At 55.4% G+C, this 17,486-nt stretch carries 17 protein-coding genes; 7 read left to right on the top strand and 10 right to left on the bottom strand.

Annotated features, from left to right (window positions below; genetic code table 11):
• Positions 1-232: 232 nt before the first annotated feature.
• On the top strand, positions 233-2,299 hold the full coding sequence (locus ACX9GU_RS12915; RefSeq protein ID WP_473195006.1) for a carbon starvation CstA family protein: 2,067 nt from the start codon (positions 233-235) through the stop codon (positions 2,297-2,299).
• A gap of 89 nt (positions 2,300-2,388) precedes the next feature.
• Here the strand turns inward: ACX9GU_RS12915 and fsa are convergent, their stop codons facing one another.
• Positions 2,389-3,054: a fructose-6-phosphate aldolase gene (gene fsa, locus ACX9GU_RS12910; protein ID WP_021806558.1), complete on the bottom strand. Its 666-nt coding sequence runs from the start codon at positions 3,052-3,054 to the stop codon at positions 2,389-2,391.
• Positions 3,055-3,201: 147 nt separating this feature from the next.
• Between fsa and ACX9GU_RS12905 the strand changes: the two genes are divergently transcribed.
• The 3 genes from ACX9GU_RS12905 to ACX9GU_RS12895 are packed head-to-tail and all read left to right on the top strand — an operon-like array spanning position 3,202 to position 7,336.
• The gene (locus ACX9GU_RS12905; RefSeq protein ID WP_418348332.1) at positions 3,202-4,104 is read left to right on the top strand and encodes a glycyl-radical enzyme activating protein; all 903 of its coding nucleotides are present in this window, start codon (positions 3,202-3,204) and stop codon (positions 4,102-4,104) included.
• Between the two features lie 4 nt (positions 4,105-4,108).
• On the top strand, positions 4,109-6,541 hold the full coding sequence (locus tag ACX9GU_RS12900) for a formate C-acetyltransferase/glycerol dehydratase family glycyl radical enzyme (RefSeq protein ID WP_473195005.1): 2,433 nt from the start codon (positions 4,109-4,111) through the stop codon (positions 6,539-6,541).
• A 48-nt stretch (positions 6,542-6,589) separates the two neighbouring features.
• Positions 6,590-7,336, top strand: a complete 747-nt coding sequence (locus ACX9GU_RS12895) for a DeoR/GlpR family DNA-binding transcription regulator (protein ID WP_037376111.1) — start codon at positions 6,590-6,592, stop codon at positions 7,334-7,336.
• Positions 7,337-7,368: 32 nt separating this feature from the next.
• Here the strand turns inward: ACX9GU_RS12895 and araD are convergent, their stop codons facing one another.
• Positions 7,369-8,064, bottom strand: coding sequence for an L-ribulose-5-phosphate 4-epimerase (gene araD, locus ACX9GU_RS12890; protein WP_473195004.1), 696 nt, complete (start codon positions 8,062-8,064; stop codon positions 7,369-7,371).
• A gap of 376 nt (positions 8,065-8,440) precedes the next feature.
• Here araD and osmB point away from each other — a divergent pair, with 376 nt between their 5' ends.
• Positions 8,441-8,659 carry an osmotically-inducible lipoprotein OsmB gene (gene osmB, locus ACX9GU_RS12885; protein ID WP_037375983.1) on the top strand — a complete coding sequence of 73 codons (219 nt, stop codon included), beginning with the start codon at positions 8,441-8,443 and terminating at the stop codon, positions 8,657-8,659.
• 152 nt (positions 8,660-8,811) lie between these two features.
• Here osmB and yciH read toward each other — a convergent pair whose 3' ends face one another.
• Complete coding sequence (yciH, locus tag ACX9GU_RS12880; RefSeq protein ID WP_021806564.1) at positions 8,812-9,138, bottom strand: stress response translation initiation inhibitor YciH; 327 nt, start codon at positions 9,136-9,138, stop codon at positions 8,812-8,814.
• A gap of 10 nt (positions 9,139-9,148) precedes the next feature.
• Positions 9,149-9,877, bottom strand: coding sequence for an orotidine-5'-phosphate decarboxylase (gene pyrF, locus ACX9GU_RS12875; protein ID WP_473195003.1), 729 nt, complete (start codon positions 9,875-9,877; stop codon positions 9,149-9,151).
• Between the two features lie 327 nt (positions 9,878-10,204).
• Between pyrF and bhsA the strand changes: the two genes are divergently transcribed.
• A complete protein-coding gene (gene bhsA, locus ACX9GU_RS12870) occupies positions 10,205-10,465 on the top strand; it encodes a multiple stress resistance protein BhsA (RefSeq protein ID WP_473195002.1) in 261 nt (86 codons plus the stop codon).
• 79 nt (positions 10,466-10,544) lie between these two features.
• On the opposite strand, the gene ACX9GU_RS12865 is transcribed toward bhsA, so the two are convergent.
• Positions 10,545-11,474 carry a LysR family transcriptional regulator gene (locus ACX9GU_RS12865; protein WP_473195001.1) on the bottom strand — a complete coding sequence of 310 codons (930 nt, stop codon included), beginning with the start codon at positions 11,472-11,474 and terminating at the stop codon, positions 10,545-10,547.
• Positions 11,475-11,627: 153 nt separating this feature from the next.
• Between ACX9GU_RS12865 and ACX9GU_RS12860 the strand changes: the two genes are divergently transcribed.
• Positions 11,628-11,915, top strand: coding sequence for an Arc family DNA-binding protein (locus tag ACX9GU_RS12860; RefSeq protein ID WP_411751716.1), 288 nt, complete (start codon positions 11,628-11,630; stop codon positions 11,913-11,915).
• Between the two features lie 367 nt (positions 11,916-12,282).
• Here the strand turns inward: ACX9GU_RS12860 and lapB are convergent, their stop codons facing one another.
• The 5 genes from lapB to ACX9GU_RS12835 form a co-directional block, all read right to left on the bottom strand.
• The gene (gene lapB, locus ACX9GU_RS12855; protein WP_121606975.1) at positions 12,283-13,455 is read right to left on the bottom strand and encodes a lipopolysaccharide assembly protein LapB; all 1,173 of its coding nucleotides are present in this window, start codon (positions 13,453-13,455) and stop codon (positions 12,283-12,285) included.
• A 6-nt stretch (positions 13,456-13,461) separates the two neighbouring features.
• Positions 13,462-13,764, bottom strand: coding sequence for a LapA family protein (locus ACX9GU_RS12850; RefSeq protein ID WP_024486501.1), 303 nt, complete (start codon positions 13,762-13,764; stop codon positions 13,462-13,464).
• Between the two features lie 345 nt (positions 13,765-14,109).
• A complete protein-coding gene (locus ACX9GU_RS12845) occupies positions 14,110-14,907 on the bottom strand; it encodes a glucose 1-dehydrogenase (RefSeq protein WP_098930965.1) in 798 nt (265 codons plus the stop codon).
• Positions 14,904-16,427 carry an FGGY family carbohydrate kinase gene (locus ACX9GU_RS12840; RefSeq protein ID WP_473195000.1) on the bottom strand — a complete coding sequence of 508 codons (1,524 nt, stop codon included), beginning with the start codon at positions 16,425-16,427 and terminating at the stop codon, positions 14,904-14,906. Before ACX9GU_RS12840 ends, ACX9GU_RS12845 begins: the two co-directional genes overlap by 4 nt.
• Complete coding sequence (locus tag ACX9GU_RS12835) at positions 16,420-17,484, bottom strand: ABC transporter permease (RefSeq protein ID WP_473194999.1); 1,065 nt, start codon at positions 17,482-17,484, stop codon at positions 16,420-16,422. The genes ACX9GU_RS12840 and ACX9GU_RS12835 overlap by 8 nt, the downstream gene beginning before the upstream one ends.
• Positions 17,485-17,486: the final 2 nt, after the last annotated feature.

The following is a 17,486-nucleotide window of genomic DNA, read 5'->3' as shown; positions in this document are numbered from 1 at the left end:
TGTTCGATCAAGGCGATACTTCGGTATCGCCTTTTTTTATATCCGCAACAACTTATTCTTCCCCCGCATGGCACGCTTCTTTCAGCAAACTCCAACTGAGTTCACATTTCTGATCCGACCAGCCACCGTCCGCGTTTAAACCTCCTACGTTTAATGAGTCGTTAACTTTTTGACGTACTCACAAACTAAAAAAATCACCTTTCTACCTCTGCACAACAAGGAGTTGCGGAACATGAAAAACGTCAAGTCAGCCATAATCTGGCTCGCGGTGGCGCTGGTCGGTGCCTTCGCTTTCGGCATGCTGGCTTTGAGCCGTGGGGAGCACGTCAACGCTGTCTGGCTGGTGGTGGCTTCCGTCGCCTGCTACAGCATTGCCTACCGCTTCTATAGCCGGTTTATTGCCAAGAACGTCTTTGAACTCGATGACCGTCGGTTAACGCCAGCGGAACGCCATAACGATGGCCTGGACTATGTACCCACCAACAAATGGGTGCTGTTTGGTCACCACTTTGCCGCGATTGCCGGTGCTGGCCCGCTGGTTGGGCCGATCCTGGCAGCGCAGATGGGCTTCCTGCCTGGTACCATCTGGATATTGGTTGGGGTGATGTTGGCTGGGGCGGTGCAAGATTTCCTGATCCTGTTTATCTCCACCCGCCGCGACGGACGCTCGCTGGGGGAAATGGCCAAGCAGGAGTTAGGCGCCTTTGCCGGTGTGGTAACCATGCTGGGCGCACTTGGGGTGATGATCATCATCCTCTCGGCGCTGGCGTTGGTGGTCGTTAAGGCCCTGGCAGACAGCCCTTGGGGTCTGTTCACCATTGCTGCCACCATCCCGATTGCGCTGTTTATGGGCGTTTACATGCGCTTTATCCGCCCAGGCAAGATTGCCGAGGTTTCGCTGATCGGCTTTGTGCTGATGATGATGGCGATCATCTACGGTGGCAACATCGCCATGCATCCATACTGGGGGCCATTCTTTACCCTGCACGGCACCACCCTGACCTGGGTGCTGGTGATTTATGGATTTGTCGCCTCGGTGCTGCCGGTGTGGTTGTTGCTGGCTCCGCGTGACTATCTTTCTACCTTCCTGAAAATCGGTGTGATCGTGGGGCTGGCGGTAGGCATTGTGTTCGCGATGCCGGAAATGAGAATGCCGGCGGTGTCACGCTTTATCGATGGCAGCGGCCCGGTGTTTGCCGGTTCACTGTTCCCGTTCCTGTTTATCACCATTGCCTGTGGCGCGATTTCCGGGTTCCACGCCCTGGTCTCCAGTGGCACCACGCCGAAGCTGGTTGAGCGTGAGAGCCATATCCGCTTTATCGGCTACGGCGGCATGCTGATGGAGTCCTTCGTGGCCATCATGGCGCTGATTTGCGCTTCGGTGATCGACCCAGGCGTCTACTTTGCCATGAACTCACCGGCGGCGCTGATCGGCACCACGGTGGAGAGTGCTTCGCAGGCGATTAACAGCTGGGGCTTTATGGTCACCCCAGAAACGCTGACGCAGATTGCCCATGATGTGGGCGAGAAGTCGGTGCTGTCCAGGGCGGGTGGCGCGCCAACCTTTGCCGTTGGCATGGCTCATATCATCAGCGAGGTGTTTAACAGCCGGGCGATGATGGCCTTCTGGTATCACTTTGCCATCCTGTTTGAAGCCCTGTTTATCCTCACTGCGGTGGATGCGGGCACTCGCGCCTGTCGCTTTATGGTGCAGGACCTGGTTGGCGTGGCCATTCCGCGCTTGGCGAACAACCGCTCCTGGTTCGGCAACCTGGCCGGTACCACCGTGGCCGTGGCCGGTTGGGGCTTCTTTGTTTATCAGGGCGTCGTGGATCCGTTAGGTGGGATCAATACGCTGTGGCCGCTGTTCGGCATTGGTAACCAGATGCTGGCTTCAATGGCGCTGATCCTGGGCACCGTGGTGCTGTTCAAGATGAAGAAACAGCGTTACGCCTGGGTGACCATTTTGCCGACCATCTGGCTGTTTATCACCTCAATGACGGCGGGCTGGCAGAAGATTTTCCATGAGAAACCGAGCATCGGCTTCCTGGCGCAGGCGAAGAAATTCTCTGCCGGGATTGAATCGAACACGGTTATCGCCCCGGCCAAATCCATTGCGGATATGCAGACCATCGTGTTTGCCAATCAGATTAACGCCGCGTTGTGCGCTTTCTTTATGCTGGTTGCGGTGACGATGCTGGTTTCGGCCTTCTTCGTGGTGCGCCGCGCGTTGAGTTCCAAAACGCCTACGGCACGTGAAAGCACTATTGTACTGCGTGAGGAAACCGGGCGTGTCTAACTGAACGGGCGCCCTAGAGGATGAGCCGGTTGAAACTGGCTCATCGAATGCCTACAAGGGCGGCCAGGTGCCGCCCTTTTCAATGCACTTTAGCTTATCAGCGTCGTGCCGAAAGCCCCCTGCCAATCCTGTTCAAACTTCTCTACCGCCGCCTGAACCGCAGGGGTGGAAATAAACTGTTCTGCCACATCCACCGGTAAAGTGATCGACTGACAGCCTGCCAACAGACACTCCAATGCCTGACGTGGCGTTTTGAAGCTGGCCGCCAGCACCTTGGCGTGAGGAGCATGCAGCGACAACAGCTGTTGCAGCTCGTGCACCATTTCAACGCCGTCGCCACCCTGTGCGTCCAGACGGTTAACGTAAGGTGCCACATACTCTGCCCCGGCCAACGCCGCCAGCAGCCCCTGACCAGCGCCGTAAACGGCGGTACCCAAGGTAGGTATCGACATGGATTTCAGCTTCTTGATTGCCGCCAGCCCTTCTGCGGTGGTGGGGATCTTCACTACCAGGCCCGGCACGCGTTGACTCAGCAGGACGGCTTCGGCAACCATACGTTCCGCGTCGTTGGCCATCACCTGGGCAAACAGCTTGCCGGTACCGCCTAACGCATCACGCAAGGCCGGCAGAACCTCCCAGATCGGCTTGCCTTCTTTGGCAACGATGCTTGGGTTGGTGGTCACGCCGTGCAGCGGCAAGACGCGCGCCAAACGTTTCACTGCGCTGACGTCGGCAGTATCGAGATACAGTTCCATAACCTTCTCCTGATTCTTTTGTGGGCAGATTCAAACTCTGAACATAATAAGCGAAAAAAGCCGCCATCATTTGATTAAAATCAAATCAACTTTCATTCGAAACCTATTTAATTTACGTAAGAAGATTTTAGACTTCACAGGTGACGAATGCTTTTCAATCTACAGCGCTACTCAACACATGACGGCCCAGGCATCCGCAGCGTGGTGTTCCTTAAGGGCTGCTCACTTGGCTGCCGCTGGTGCCAGAACCCGGAAAGCCGTTCGCGCCAGCAGGAGCTGCTATTTGATGAGCGCCTGTGTCTGGCGGCCTGTACCCTGTGCAGTGAGAGTTGCCCGCATGCTATCACCCGCGTTGACGACAACACCCTAACCCTGCAACGTTCGTTACTGACTGCCGCCGATTATGACGCATTAAACGGCTGTTGCCCAACTGGCGCGCTGAGCGTCTGCGGCACGGCGCTCGACCTTGATGCGGTGATGGCCGAAGTGTTGCGCGATAAACCTTACTATCTGCGTACCGGCGGTGGCCTGACGCTATCCGGCGGCGAGCCGTTTATGCAACCAGAGGTTGCGGCTGAACTGCTCAAACGCGGGCGCGAGGCCGGTATCCATACCGCCGTAGAATCTTGCCTGCATACGCCTTGGTCCTATATCGAGCCATCTTTGCCCTGGCTAGACCTGATGCTGGCAGATCTGAAACACGTCGACCAAGTTCGCTTCAAGCAATGGACCGAAGGCTCCGCCAAACGGGTGATGGATAACTTCCGCCGCTTGGCCGCCGCTGGCACTCAGATCACCGTGCGGGTGCCGTTAATCCCCGAATTTAACGCCGATCGCGACTCAATCCGCGCCATTACCGACTTTGCCGCCGATGAGATCGGCGTCAAAGAGATCCATTTTTTACCGTACCACACGCTGGGGATGAATAAATACCATCTGCTCGGCGCGCCTTATTACGCTTCCCGTACTCCACTAGACGACCCCGAACTGCTGGCCTATGCCGAAGATTACGCCAGCGTCAAAGGTCTGACCGCCATTTTGCGAGGATAACACCATGACAACGCTGGATCTGACTACCCTGACCGAACGCACGCTAGCGCACAAGAACGCGCTGATCCATATCGTCAAGCCACCGGTCTGTACCGAACGCGCACAGCACTACACCGAAACGTACCAGCAGCATCAGGATAAGCCGCTGCCGGTAAGGCGTGCCATGGCGTTGGCCAACCATCTGGCCAAACGGAGCATCTGGATCAAGAATGATGAGCTGATTATCGGTAACCAGGCTAGCCAGCTACGTGCCGCGCCGATTTTCCCGGAATACACCGTCAGTTGGATCGAAAGCGAAATTGACGAGTTGGCCGATCGCCCCGGCGCTGGCTTCTCCGTCAGCGAACAGGACAAAAAGGTATTGCATACCCTGTGCCCATGGTGGCGTGGTCAGACCGTGCAGGATCGCTGCTACGGCATGTTCACCGATGAGCAAAAAGCCCTGCTGGCTACCGGTATCATCAAGGCGGAAGGCAACATGACGTCTGGCGATGCGCACCTGGCGGTCAACTTCCCACTGTTGCTGGAAAAAGGTCTGGATGGCCTGCGTGAGAAGGTGGCTGAGCGCCGTGAGCGCCTGCACCTGACCGACTGGGACGACCTGCATAAAGAACAGTTCCTCAAGGCCGTCGACATCTCGCTGGACGCTCTCAGCGAACATATCCAGCGCTTTGCCCTGTTGGCCCGTGAAATGGCCCAGGCAGAGCAACGCATCTGGCGGCGTGAAGAGCTGTTGACCATGGCAGCCAACTGCGAGCTGATCGCCCATCAACCGCCGCAGACCTTCTGGCAGGCGCTGCAACTGTGTTACTTCATTCAGCTGTTCCTGCAGATCGAATCCAACGGCCACTCCGTATCCTTCGGCCGCCTCGACCAATATCTGTATCCTTGGTATCGCCGTGACGTGGAGCTGGAGCAAAACCTGCCGCGCGAAAAAGCCATCGAGATGCTGCACAGCTGCTGGTTGAAACTGCTGGAAGTGAACAAGATCCGTTCCGGCTCGCACTCAAAAGCCTCCGCCGGTAGCCCGCTGTATCAGAACGTCACCATCGGCGGCCAGAAACTGGTCAATGGCCAGCCTTGTGACGCGGTCAACCCGCTCTCTTACACCATTCTGGAATCCTGTGGCCGTCTGCGTTCAACGCAGCCTAACCTCAGCGTGCGCTATCACGCCGGGATCAGTAATGATTTCCTCGACGCCTGCGTGCAGGTGATCCGCTGCGGCTTCGGCATGCCGGCGTTTAACAACGATGAGATCGTGATCCCCGAGTTTATCAAGCTGGGCGTCGAACCACAGGATGCCTACGATTATGCCGCTATCGGTTGCATCGAGACCGCCGTTGGCGGCAAATGGGGCTACCGCTGCACCGGGATGAGCTTTATCAACTTTGCCCGCGTGATGTTGGCAGCACTGGAGCAAGGGCGCGACGCCACCTCCGGCAAGATTTTCCTACCGCAGGAGCTGGGGCTGTCTCAGGGCAACTTTAGCCAGTTTGACCAGGTGCTGGATGCCTGGGATACGCAGATCCGCTATTACACCCGAAAATCGATAGAGATTGAGTGCGTAGTCGATACCGTACTGGAAGAAAATGCCCACGACATTGTGTGCTCGGCCCTGGTGGATGATTGCATCGAGCGCGGTAAGAGTGTCAAACAAGGCGGTGCGAAATATGACTGGGTATCCGGTCTGCAGGTCGGGATCGCCAACCTGGGTAACAGCCTGGAAGCGGTACGCAAGCTGGTGTTCGATCAGGGGATTATTGGTCAGCAACAGCTGGCTCAGGCTCTTGCTAACGATTTTGCTGGCTTGGACGGCGAACAGCTGCGCCAACGCTTGATCAATGCGGCGCCAAAATACGGCAATGACGTGGATGATGTCGATCAGCTGCTGGTACGTGCCTATCAGACCTATATCGACGAATTGAAGCAGTATCACAACACCCGCTTTGGCCGTGGCCCGATCGGCGGTACTTACTATGCAGGCACCTCCTCCATTTCGGCCAACGTCCCATTTGGTGCTGCCACCATGGCTACTCCAGACGGCCGTAAAGCGCATACGCCATTGGCGGAAGGGGCTAGCCCGGCTTCCGGCACCGACCATCTAGGCCCAACGGCGGTGTTCAACTCGCTGAGCAAACTGCCCACCGAGTCGATTCTGGGTGGCGTGTTGCTGAACCAGAAGCTGAACCCGTCCACGCTGGAGAACCCGCGTGACCGCGAAAAACTGATGCTGATGCTGCGCACTTTCTTCGAGGCTTACCATGGCTGGCACGTGCAGTATAATATCGTGTCGCGGGAAACGCTGTTGGCCGCGAAGCAACATCCTGACCAATATCGTGATTTAGTGGTACGCGTAGCTGGATATTCTGCCTTCTTTACCGCATTATCCCCAGATGCGCAGGATGACATTATCGCGCGTACCGAACATACTCTTTAATCAGTGAATCGTTGCGGTCACCCTTTGGTGGCCGCCTATCAGGCCGCTATGAATTCAAGACAACAAACCATTTTGCAGTTGGTGAATGACCGCAGGCGCATCAGCGTTGGCGAACTGGCGCGCGCCTCTGGCGTTTCTGAGGTGACGATCCGTCAGGATCTCAATCTGTTAGAAAAACGCAGCTATCTGAAACGCGTTCACGGTTCTGCCGTTGCGCTGGAAAGCGACGACGTTGATGCCCGCATGATGTCCAACTTCACGCTTAAGCAGAAGCTGGCACAATATGCTGCATCGCTGGTCAACGATGGCGAAACCATCTTTATCGAGAGCGGTAGTGCCAACGCCCTACTGGCCCGCTATCTGGCCGAGCGCAAGCGCGTCACGCTGATCACCGTCAGCCATTACATCGCCCATCTGCTGAAAGAGACCGACTGCGATGTGATCGTACTCGGCGGCATGTTCCAGAAGAAAAGTGAAACCGTGGTTGGCCCGTTAACCCGCATGTGTATCCAGCAGGTGCACTTCAGCAAGGCGTTTATCGGGGTGGATGGCTATCACGCGGAAACTGGCTTCACCGGCCGCGATATGATGCGTGCCGACGTGGTCAATGCGGTATTAGCCAAAGGCGTAGAGAACATTGTGCTGACCGACTCGTCAAAATTTGGCCAGATCCAACCTAATCCATTGGAGCCAATGAGCCAGATTGGGCGGGTGATCACCGATTCACGCATCGCCAACGACTACCAGCAATTGCTCAAACGCCAGGGTATCAAGTTGGATCTGGTTAACGAATAACGGCTGCGGGGCCGTTCGGCCCCGTGGTGAGGCTACTGCCCGTAATAGGCGTGCGCGCCGTGCTTGCGCAGATAGTGCTTGTCCAGCAGAGTCTGCTGCATATTGCCCAGCCCTGGCGCTAGCTGACGCGAGAAGATCCCCATATAGGCCAACTCTTCCAACACGACGGCATTATGCACCGCGCCGTCAGCGTCTTTACCCCAGGCAAATGGCCCGTGGGAATGCACCAGCACCGCAGGTATCTGGGCAGCATCCAACCCGCGCTCTTTGAAGGTTTCGACGATCACCTGCCCGGTTTCCCATTCATAACGGCCATTGATCTCTTCGTCCCGCATTAGCCGAGTACAGGGAATATCACCATAGAAGTAGTCCGCATGTGTCGTTCCCCACGCGGGGATGGCTAATCCGGCCTGTGCCCAAATGGTGGCATGGCGCGAGTGGGTGTGAACTATCCCACCCGCTGCAGCAAAGTTCAGGTACAGCACCCGGTGGGTATCCGTATCGGAAGAAGGCTTTTTACTCCCCTCCACCACCTTGCCGCTCTCCAGTTCCACCACCACCATATCCTCACGGGTCATGGCATCATACTCAACGCCGGAAGGTTTGATCACCATCAGCCCCTGCTGGCGGTCTACGGCGCTGACATTGCCCCAGGTGAAGGTCACCAGATGGTGGCGAGGAAGTTGAAGGTTAGCTTCCAGCACCTGTTGTTTTAGTTCGTTGAGCATGATCTTGTCCTTGTGGCTTGGTCTGCGACTATTGTCAGCAGGCATGCCACTGGGCGGTATGGGATAGATCGCTAAAGACCACGTAGAGTTCTGCTGGATACACCAAGATGTGTGGCGGATGATTCGGAATAATCGCCTGCCGACCCGGGCTAAATTAAGACTATTTCCCTATTTATCCCTAGTCAGAGATTTATACTGAAACAAGGCGAAAAAACCGCCCTGATTTTTTATTTGCCCTGTTTTGTGCAATAAATGCCATTTTTTATTTCAAGGTCGTCTGGAAGACAGTCTCAGGCCAGTTTGCTGATTACTGCCTATACTAAAGCTGTGCTATGCCAGTAAAGTAGTTCCATATAGCCGATGCTAAGGAGAATTAATTATGATCATTAATCAACGTTTGGCCACTGCCGCAGTGGTGATCACCCTGGCCCTGTCGCTGAGTGCCTGTTCGAATATGTCTAAACGTGACCGCAACACGGCGATTGGTGCTGGTGCCGGTGCGGTAGGCGGTGCGGTGCTGACTAACGGCAGCGCGTTGGGGACCGTCGGCGGTGCCGCTGTTGGTGGCATCATCGGTCACCAGGTGAGTAAATAAGCCACGGCTTGCTGATACCTCTGCCGATAGGCTGACAAAAGCGTTCACGCTTTGACGTCTAATTAAAAAAAATCTTTCAGGTCTATTTTTACGTTTATCATTTCGATGAATGCAGCCGCAGTGACACACTGCGGCATATTTCAATTAGCTGCTCAACCGCCTGCCAGCTTAACCTTCATGCCCTTGGCTTCCAGCAATTGCTTTAGCAGGTCGCGTTTGTCGCCCTGGATCTCGATCACGCCATCCTTCACCGAGCCACCACAGCCGCATTTCTTTTTCAGTTCAGCGGCCAGTTTATCCAGTGCCGCATCATCCAGATCGACACCGGTGATCAGGCAAACCCCTTTTCCTTTTCTGCCGCTGGTCTGACGTTGAATACGCACGATGCCATCGCCTTTGACACGCTCTGGCTTGGCTTCTTCCTGCTTGATACGCCCGCTGTCGGTGGAGTACACCAGGCGGCTGTTATCATCATTCATGCTGGGTTCCTTAAGCCAGTGAGGCTCGAATAGCGCTGAGCGCTGCCGCGGGATCGGCGGATTGCGTAATCGGACGGCCGATCACCATATAATCAACTCCGGCGGCCAGAGCCTGCACCGGCGTCATTACGCGGCGCTGATCGCCTGCGGCACTGCCTTCCGGGCGAATACCTGGGGTAACCAGTTGGAACTGGTTGCCACAGGCAGCTTTCAGGCGTGAAGCTTCCTGCGCAGAACAGACCACGCCGTCCAGGCCACAGTCTCGCGTCAGGCGAGCCAGTCTTTCCGCCTGCTCTGCCGGGCTGAGTTCGATACCAATGGCGCGCAGATCTTCCGCCTCCATGCTGGTGAGCACGGTGACGGCAATCAATAGAGGTGCATCCGCGCCATAAGGCAGCAGCGCCTCTTTGGCTGCGTTCATCATGCGAGCACCACCGCTGGCATGTACGTTCACCATCCATACGCCCAACTCCGCCGCAGCGGCTACGGCATGCGCCGTGGTGTTAGGAATATCGTGGAATTTCAAATCGAGGAACACCTCAAATCCACGTTGATGCAGATCGCGCACGATCTCAGGCCCGAACAGGGTGAACATCTCTTTACCCACTTTTAGCCGGCAATCTTGCGGATTGATACGGTCGGCAAAGGCCAAAGCGGCGGAACGGTCGGCGTAATCCAATGCCACGATGATGGGCGATGTTTTTAAGTCATTGTTATTTGAGTTATTTTCAGACTTCATAGCTGCTACCTTGTGTGAAATGGACATGATGAGTGAGCCGCCAGCAACACTGACCGCCGCATTCTACATGCCAGACAGCGGAAATCCCAGTCACGCAACCCGTTGCCGTTACGTAATGTTAACGCAGCGTTGGTCATCGACTGTCAATAACGCCTTGCGCCCTTAACCTAGGGTAAGTAAAACGCGGTAAAGAAGCGTAAATTGTCAATCAAATAATTTGATTAACATGCTCAAGCCTATCCGATTTCATCTGCTTATAAATGCTTTATCATTCAATGCATCGAAAGCGGAAACACTTTCATCCTTAAAACAAAATTGGAGATACTTATGAAAGGCATCAAATATTTTGCAGCAGCTACCGTTCTGGCCCTAACCTCATTTGCCAGCGTTGCCGCGGAGCCAGTCAGCCAGCAACAGGCACAGAAACTGACCAAAGTTGGCGTAGTTTCTGCCGGTGGTGTTACCACGCTGAGCAGCCTGGAAGCCAAGCTAGCGGCCAAAGCCGAAGCCCAAGGCGCTAGCAGCTACCGCATTGTCGCCGCCGGTGGCAACAACATGCTGCATGGTAACGCGATCATCTATAAATAAGTTCGAGTCACCCTCTAGATTATCTGAACGGGCGCTGCATAAGGCGCCCATTCCCTATGACACCACAGCCCACCTGTTTTTATTCTGGTACCAACTTGCGACAGACATTCAGTACCAATTGCCGCAGCCAGCGATGAACCGGATCCGCCTCGGCACGTGGGTGCCACAGCTGCGATATCGTAATCGGCGTGGTGGTAACCGGCAGTTCAAAAGCCCAGAGTGTCCCTACGCCCCCACCAATATTGGCCACCGGTTGATTGATCAGGAATGAGGCAGGCACCAACGCCACCAGATCGGACTCCTGAGCGACGGCCAAGGCTGCCGGGAAACTCGGCACCACGGCGGCAATGTTGCGCCGTAAACCTAATTCAGCTAATGCTTCGTCTACCGGCCCGTAGGTGCGCTCCCGTCGGGAAGCGACAACATGGCCCAACGCGGCATACTGGCTGGCCGTCACCTCTGGTCCCCGCGTCAACGGATGACCCGCTCGTACCACACCAACGAAGCGATCCCTAAACAGCGCCTGTAGGCGTATTTCCGGCCCCATGGTCCCCAAAACACCAATCTCAAGATCGACCAGACCTTCACGCAGATGCTTTGAGGTTTTCTCTGGCTTGGGCGAAAAACGCAGGCGCACCAAAGGCGCGGTCTTCGCCGCAGCCGCAATCAGTGAAGCTCCAAAAGCCTCCACAAACCCCTCATTGGCACGAATATTAAAGGTGCGTTCCAGCGTGGCGAGGTTCAATTCTGTGGCCGATGGGCGTAGCACCGAGCGTGCCGCAAATACGGCATTTTGCGTACGTTCCCGCAGCTCCTCGGCATAAGGCGTCAACACCATGTGCCTCCCTGCGCGCACCAGCAAGGGATCTTCGGTAACGGTGCGTAGCCGGGTGAGCGTGCGGCTCATGGCCGAAGCGCTTAAACCAAGACGACGCGCAGCACCAACCACGCTGACTTCAGCAAGCAGCGCATCAAGGGCGATAAGTAAATTGAGATCGGGTTCAGTCATGGCTCATAGTATCTCGGCCAGAAAAATGAGGAAAGCGTAGCGCGTTGGTATAGCCCACTTATGTTACAAAATTATTAAATTTTTATTACACACTAGACAGATCTGCACGGCTGACTTAGCTTGATGGTAACCTCCCGCGTAAAAGGCAGCAAAATGAGCGAGATATCGACACTTACCATCAAGATCCCTCTGGCACTGAAAGAGCAAATCAAGGCGATTGCCTTGGAGAACCAGCTTTCATTGAGTGCAGAGGTTTGCCAACGGCTGGAAAACAGCTTTGAAGTACCTGTCAAAGCCAGCAAGAAAGCGGCTCCGCTGCATCATGACGATATCGATAATCAGGGTACCGAAGAGGAGATTGAACAACCTCTTAGCCAGAAAGAGCTGAAGAAGCTGCGTCAACTGCTGAAAGGCGGCGCGAAAAGCAGCAAGAAGAAATAGGGCTAGATGAATTTGTGGGCGATGAGCATTAGCTCAGTGCATACCCCTCACCCTAACCCTCTCCCACAGGGAGAGGGAACCGACCGAGTTGGCATGTAAGTATAACGATTCTTCATTAGCTCCGGGTGAATCACCTTGGTTCCGAAGTGGCACGAACCAATCACAAGCTCCGGATAACGCCTTCTTCCAGTGAGGTGGACGATCGAGTTGGCTGAGACTATCTCCCTACTTCCAAAAAAGCAGGGGCTAATAGCTCCCTCTCCCTGTGGGACATCGCTAGAGTTGGCTGAGATTACCGCCTTACTTCCAAAAAAGCAGGGGCTAATAGCTCCCTCTCCCTGTGGGAGAGGGTTGGGGTGAGGGGAAATTATTGTCCGTCCAGCCCGCGTATCGGTTTAACCGAAGACCAGGCCCGGCATGAAGGGCAATGCCAGTAAAGTGAATGGGCGGTAAAGCCGCATTTGTGGCAGCGGTAACGCGGTTTGGTGCGGATCTGCTCGCCCACCATATCCCGTAGCAACAGCAGGCTTTCTTTGGCACGACCGTCTTCTGCATCTGCCAGATGATAATCCATCAGGCGATAAAACACGCGCATGGTCGGATGGCGCTGCAACTGGCGATTGATGTATACCTGCACCACATCGCTTCCTTCCCGCTGCTCGATCACCTCCGCCAGCATCAGTTCCGCCGTGGCACCGGTATTCTCCGCCACACAACGTTTGAGGAAGTCTGCCCAGTCTTGCTGTTGTTGAGGCAAATGTTGGTAGCATTCCTGCAGCATCGGCAACGCTTCGCTGACCAGCTCCTTGTCTTGATCCAATACGCGCGTCAGGGTTTCTACCGCCTTGGCATACTCCTCTTGCGCCATGAAGATACGCCCAACCATGATCGACACACGGGCGCACTGTTTATCCGCCGAAGCCGCGCGCTTGAGTAGGCCCATCGCCTTGTCCAGATCGTCGCTGCCCATCGCCTGCAGGGCCAGCTCACAATAAAAATGCGCGATCTCGACGCGCTGCTTTTCCTTACCCAGCTTGACCAGCTTTTCTGCCACTTCAATGGCTTTCTGCCAGTCGCTGGTGGCCTGGTGGATCACCAGTAATTGCTGCAGCGCGGAAACACGGAAGTCTTCTTCATTGATTAACTGGCTGAACATGTCTTCGGCGCGGTCATACAACCCGGCGGCCATATAGTCACGCCCCAGTTGCTGTATCGCCAGCAGACGCTGTTCGAAAGTTAGAGAAGCGCTTTCCATCAAGGCCTGATGGATGCGGATGGCGCGATCGACTTCACCACGAGAGCGGAACAGATTGCCCAACGTCAGATGAGCTTCAACGGTATTACTGTCCTCTTTCAACATGTCGAGAAACAGATCGACCGCTTTATCCTGTTGGTTGGAAAGCAGGAAGTTAACCCCAGCCACGTATTCACGCGACAGGCGGTTGGCTTCCTGTTGTTTATCCTGCTGAGCACTTCTGCGCCCCATGTACCAACCGTACGCGGCAGCTACAGGCAGCAACAGAAACAGCAGCTCTAACATAACAGATTATTCCTTGCTGACTGCGGGCAACGGTGCCGGCTCGACAGGTGCTTCGAGCTGCAGTTCCAGCCTTTTGATTTTCCGCTCTGCACGCCCAAGAGCGATACGTGTGCGCAGATAAAATAACCCACAAATAATCCAACCCAGTACAAAGCCAGCACCAAACAGGGTGGCCAACAGGGTTGATACCGGATATTCGCCCTGAGCAACCAAATAGTTAAACGTCACCACCTGGTCGTTATGCGCGCCCAGCGTGACTGAAGCCACGAAAATCACCAGAACCAGTAAAAAAATCAGTAAATATTTCACATTCTTTCCCGCAATGCCGAGTGAATCGGATGAACTCTACCCTCAAGGCCACAAACTAGAACCCAATACAGGGTTTGCAGCCCACGGGTAATTGCCGCTAAGTGGCGTCCCTATGACTTAAGTTAGCATTTCCCATCGTAGCAGGGAAACCCTGGCAGACGATAAAACCGTAGATCTGCTGGGATATTCAGCAAGAAATGCAGCGCCTGGGCAAATTAATGAGAAAGCTTCTCAAAATCACGGGTTTGATAAGATATGGGGGCGAAAGGACAGATTGCAATGCAGGGTAAATACCAGCGTTGATGCGGCCCCGGGTTGGAGCCGCCAAAATGTGACAACGTCACGCTAAGACATAATCAAGCCACCATCCACGTTGATGGTCTGACCGGTAATATAGCAGGCATCGTCAGAGGCCAGAAACGCCACCAGCCCGGCCACATCTTCAGGTTGCCCAGCACGCTTGAGGGGAATACCTTCCACCCACTCCGCCATCAATTCCCCTTTGCCGTAACGTTTTTCCGGCGTACTGAGAATTTCGCCCCACACGCGATCATTATATTCCCACATCTCGCTTTCAATAATCCCCGGGCAGAACGCATTGACGGTGATGTTATGGCAAGCTAGTTCCAGCGCCAGGCTCTGGGTGATGCCAATCACCCCCATTTTGCTGGCGGCGTAATGCGGCGTGTAAATGAATCCGTTACGCCCCTGACCGGAAGAGGTGTTGATCAACCTTCCACTGCCCTGCTTCACCATATATTTAGCGGCTTCGCGGCAGCATAGCCACACGGCGGTAGTATTGACCGCCAACACCTTTTCAAAATCGCTTTTGGGCATTTCATCAAAGCGATCGATGGTGATCACCCCGGCATTTTGGATTGATACGTCAATACGGCCAAAGGTCTCCCAGGCTTGCCGATACATATCGCTAACCTGTGCCTCATCGGTGACGTCCAGTTTTACCGCAACAATCTGCACCGGATACCGCTGACGTAGCTGTTCGGCCGTTTCAAAAATGCGATCGCTGTTCGATGCCACCACCAGGTTGGCCCCACGCGCAGCAAAGCGTTCTGCTATGCCAGCACCGATTCCCCGGCAAGCGCCGGTCACTACTACCGATTTACCGCTAAATTGCTGTTTCATGCTGCTCCCTCGGTTATGCAAGTTTTCAATTCTGGTTGCCATAGCGTGCGTTGCACCGCCTGCTGCCAGCCCAGATAACTTTCTTTCAGCAACAGGTGCCGCTGCATATCAGGTTGGAATTCGTCATGTTCGGGCAGTAACGCCAGCAACTGCCGGTCTGACAACGCAAAGCGTTGCCGCATGGCCAACAGTGCGGCCCCGATGGCCGAAAGCTCCGGCGTATTGCTGCGCGCGACCGGGCAACCCAGCAAATCGGCCTGGAATTGCATCAGCCAGTCGTTACGGCTTGGCCCCCCATCGGCCATCAGGCATTGCAGTTGGAACCCCGGATGCTGACGGAGTGCCCCAATCACATCGGCGATCTGATAGGCCACCGCTTCCAACGAGGCACGGATCACATGAGCACGCTGAGTCCCCCGACTTAGGCCGCAGATCACTCCACGAGCACGGTCATCCCACCAGGGAGCGCCGGTGCCGGTCAGGGCAGGAACAAAATAGACCCCTTCGGTACTTACAACGCTGGCTGGCAGCTCACTGAGTAAACGCTGATCGGTGATTTCCATGTGAGTAATGCCCAACATCCAGGCAACGGCGTCACCGGTATGGGGAATGTTGCCCTCAAGCGCATATTGCGAGCGGTTTCCATCGTGCCAGGCGATAGTCGTAGCCAGTTGGGTGATGCCATGACAGAGATCGTCTACCGGGGCCATCACCGAAGAACCGGTGCCGTAGGTCGCCTTGACCCTGCCCGCCAACCCTAAGCCATGCCCATACAGCGCGGCATGGGAGTCGCCAATCATGGCGCAGATGGGAATACCGTCGGCGATCCCTGCCACCCCGTGTGTAACGCCAAAATTATGGCTTGAAGGGCATACCTGCGGCAGCGCCATTTCAGGAATGCCGAATAACTTCAGCATGCCTTGGTCCCAATGCCCGGTAGACAGATTGAGTAATTGCGTGCGGGCCGCATTGGAACGATCGCAACAAAACTGCTGGCCGCTGGTCAGATGCCACAGTAACCAAGCATCTACTGTGCCCAGACACACCTCCCCCTTTTCTGCCTGCCGTTGCCCTTGCGGCGTATTGTCCAGCAGCCAACGCATTTTAGAGGCAGAAAATAGCGGGGCTACGGGTAACCCGGTAACCTGACGGATAAAATCGTCTTGTTTATCGCGGCGTAATTGATCGCAAAACGCGGCACTGCGTGAACACTGCCAAGTGATGGCCGGGCCGATCGGCTGGCCATTATGGCGATACCAGCCCATTGCCGTTTCGCGTTGGTTGCTGATGGCGATGGCAGCAACGCGGTTTTCACCGACCTGGGCAATCGCCTCGCGTAGCACCGTCAACGAGGCTTCCAGCAGGGCTTCCCCGCGCTGTTCCACCCAGCCCGCCTGTGGCGTTAGTAACGATAGAGGTCTGCTGCTGGTGGCAATCACCTTGCCTGCTGAATTCACTACTATCGCTTTGGCATTGCTGGTTCCCTCATCCAATGCCACCACACAATCGCGCTTATCCATGGCTCACCTCGGCCAGCGGCTGTGCCGCTTTCTTTTCATGGCGCTGCATCAGGGTCACTTTGCTCTGCAACCGCTGCTGGAACTGATCAATGACCACGGCGGTCACGATCACCAGCCCTTTGATCACCATCTGCCAGAATTCGCTGACGCCCAGCATCACCAGACCATCCGCCAGGAACACGATGACAAACGCACCAATGATCGAACCAAACACCCGCCCGCGACCGCCGCTGAGCGCGGTACCTCCTAGCACCGTTGCCCCGATGGCGTCCATTTCAAACATGTTGCCGGTCATCGGGTGCGCCGTTTGCAACTGCGAAGCGATTACCAGCCCAACCAAAGCGGCACACATACCGGAAAAGGCATACACAAACATCTTCACTTTGACGATGGGCACACCGGAAAGCCGCGCCGCTGACTCATTGCCACCAATGGCATAGATATAGCGGCCCAGTGGCGTTTTCTTGGTGATATAAATCCCCAATAACACCACGACCACCATCAGCCAGATCGGATTGTAAATGCCCAGGAAGGTGCCAGAGCCCAACGTGGCAAATCCAGTATTCCCCAGCGCTTCCATCCCCACCAGATTAGGGTAGGTTTTGCCGTCAGCAGTCAACAACGCCGCACCACGGGCCACATACATTGCCCCCAGAGTGCAGATAAATGGTGCCACACCCAGTTTGGTGATCAGGGTGCCGTTAACCAGGCCGATGGCGATCCCGGCGATGGCTACCACGATAAATACTTCGTACACATTGAGAAATAACAGGTTGCCGCCACCAATCGGGATGCCCACGGTCAGCAGTGCGCCAGCGATCATGCCGCAAACACCCGCCACCGCCCCCACCGAAAGATCAATGCCGCCGGTCAGGATCACCAGCGTCATCCCCACGGCCAGCAAACCGGTGATGGCCACGTGCTGGGTCATGATCAACAGGTTGGACACCGTCAGGAAATTGGGCACCATGCTGCTGAAAAACAGCACCACCAGCAGCAAGGCGATAAAGGTGCGCGCCTGCAGCAAATACATGTACAACCGGTATTTGGTTTGCATCT

It is taken from the genome of Serratia sp. K1WW1 (assembly GCF_055790865.1).
The sequence above is the reverse complement of the archived record's forward strand: the minus strand, read 5'-3'. Positions and strand labels throughout refer to the sequence as shown.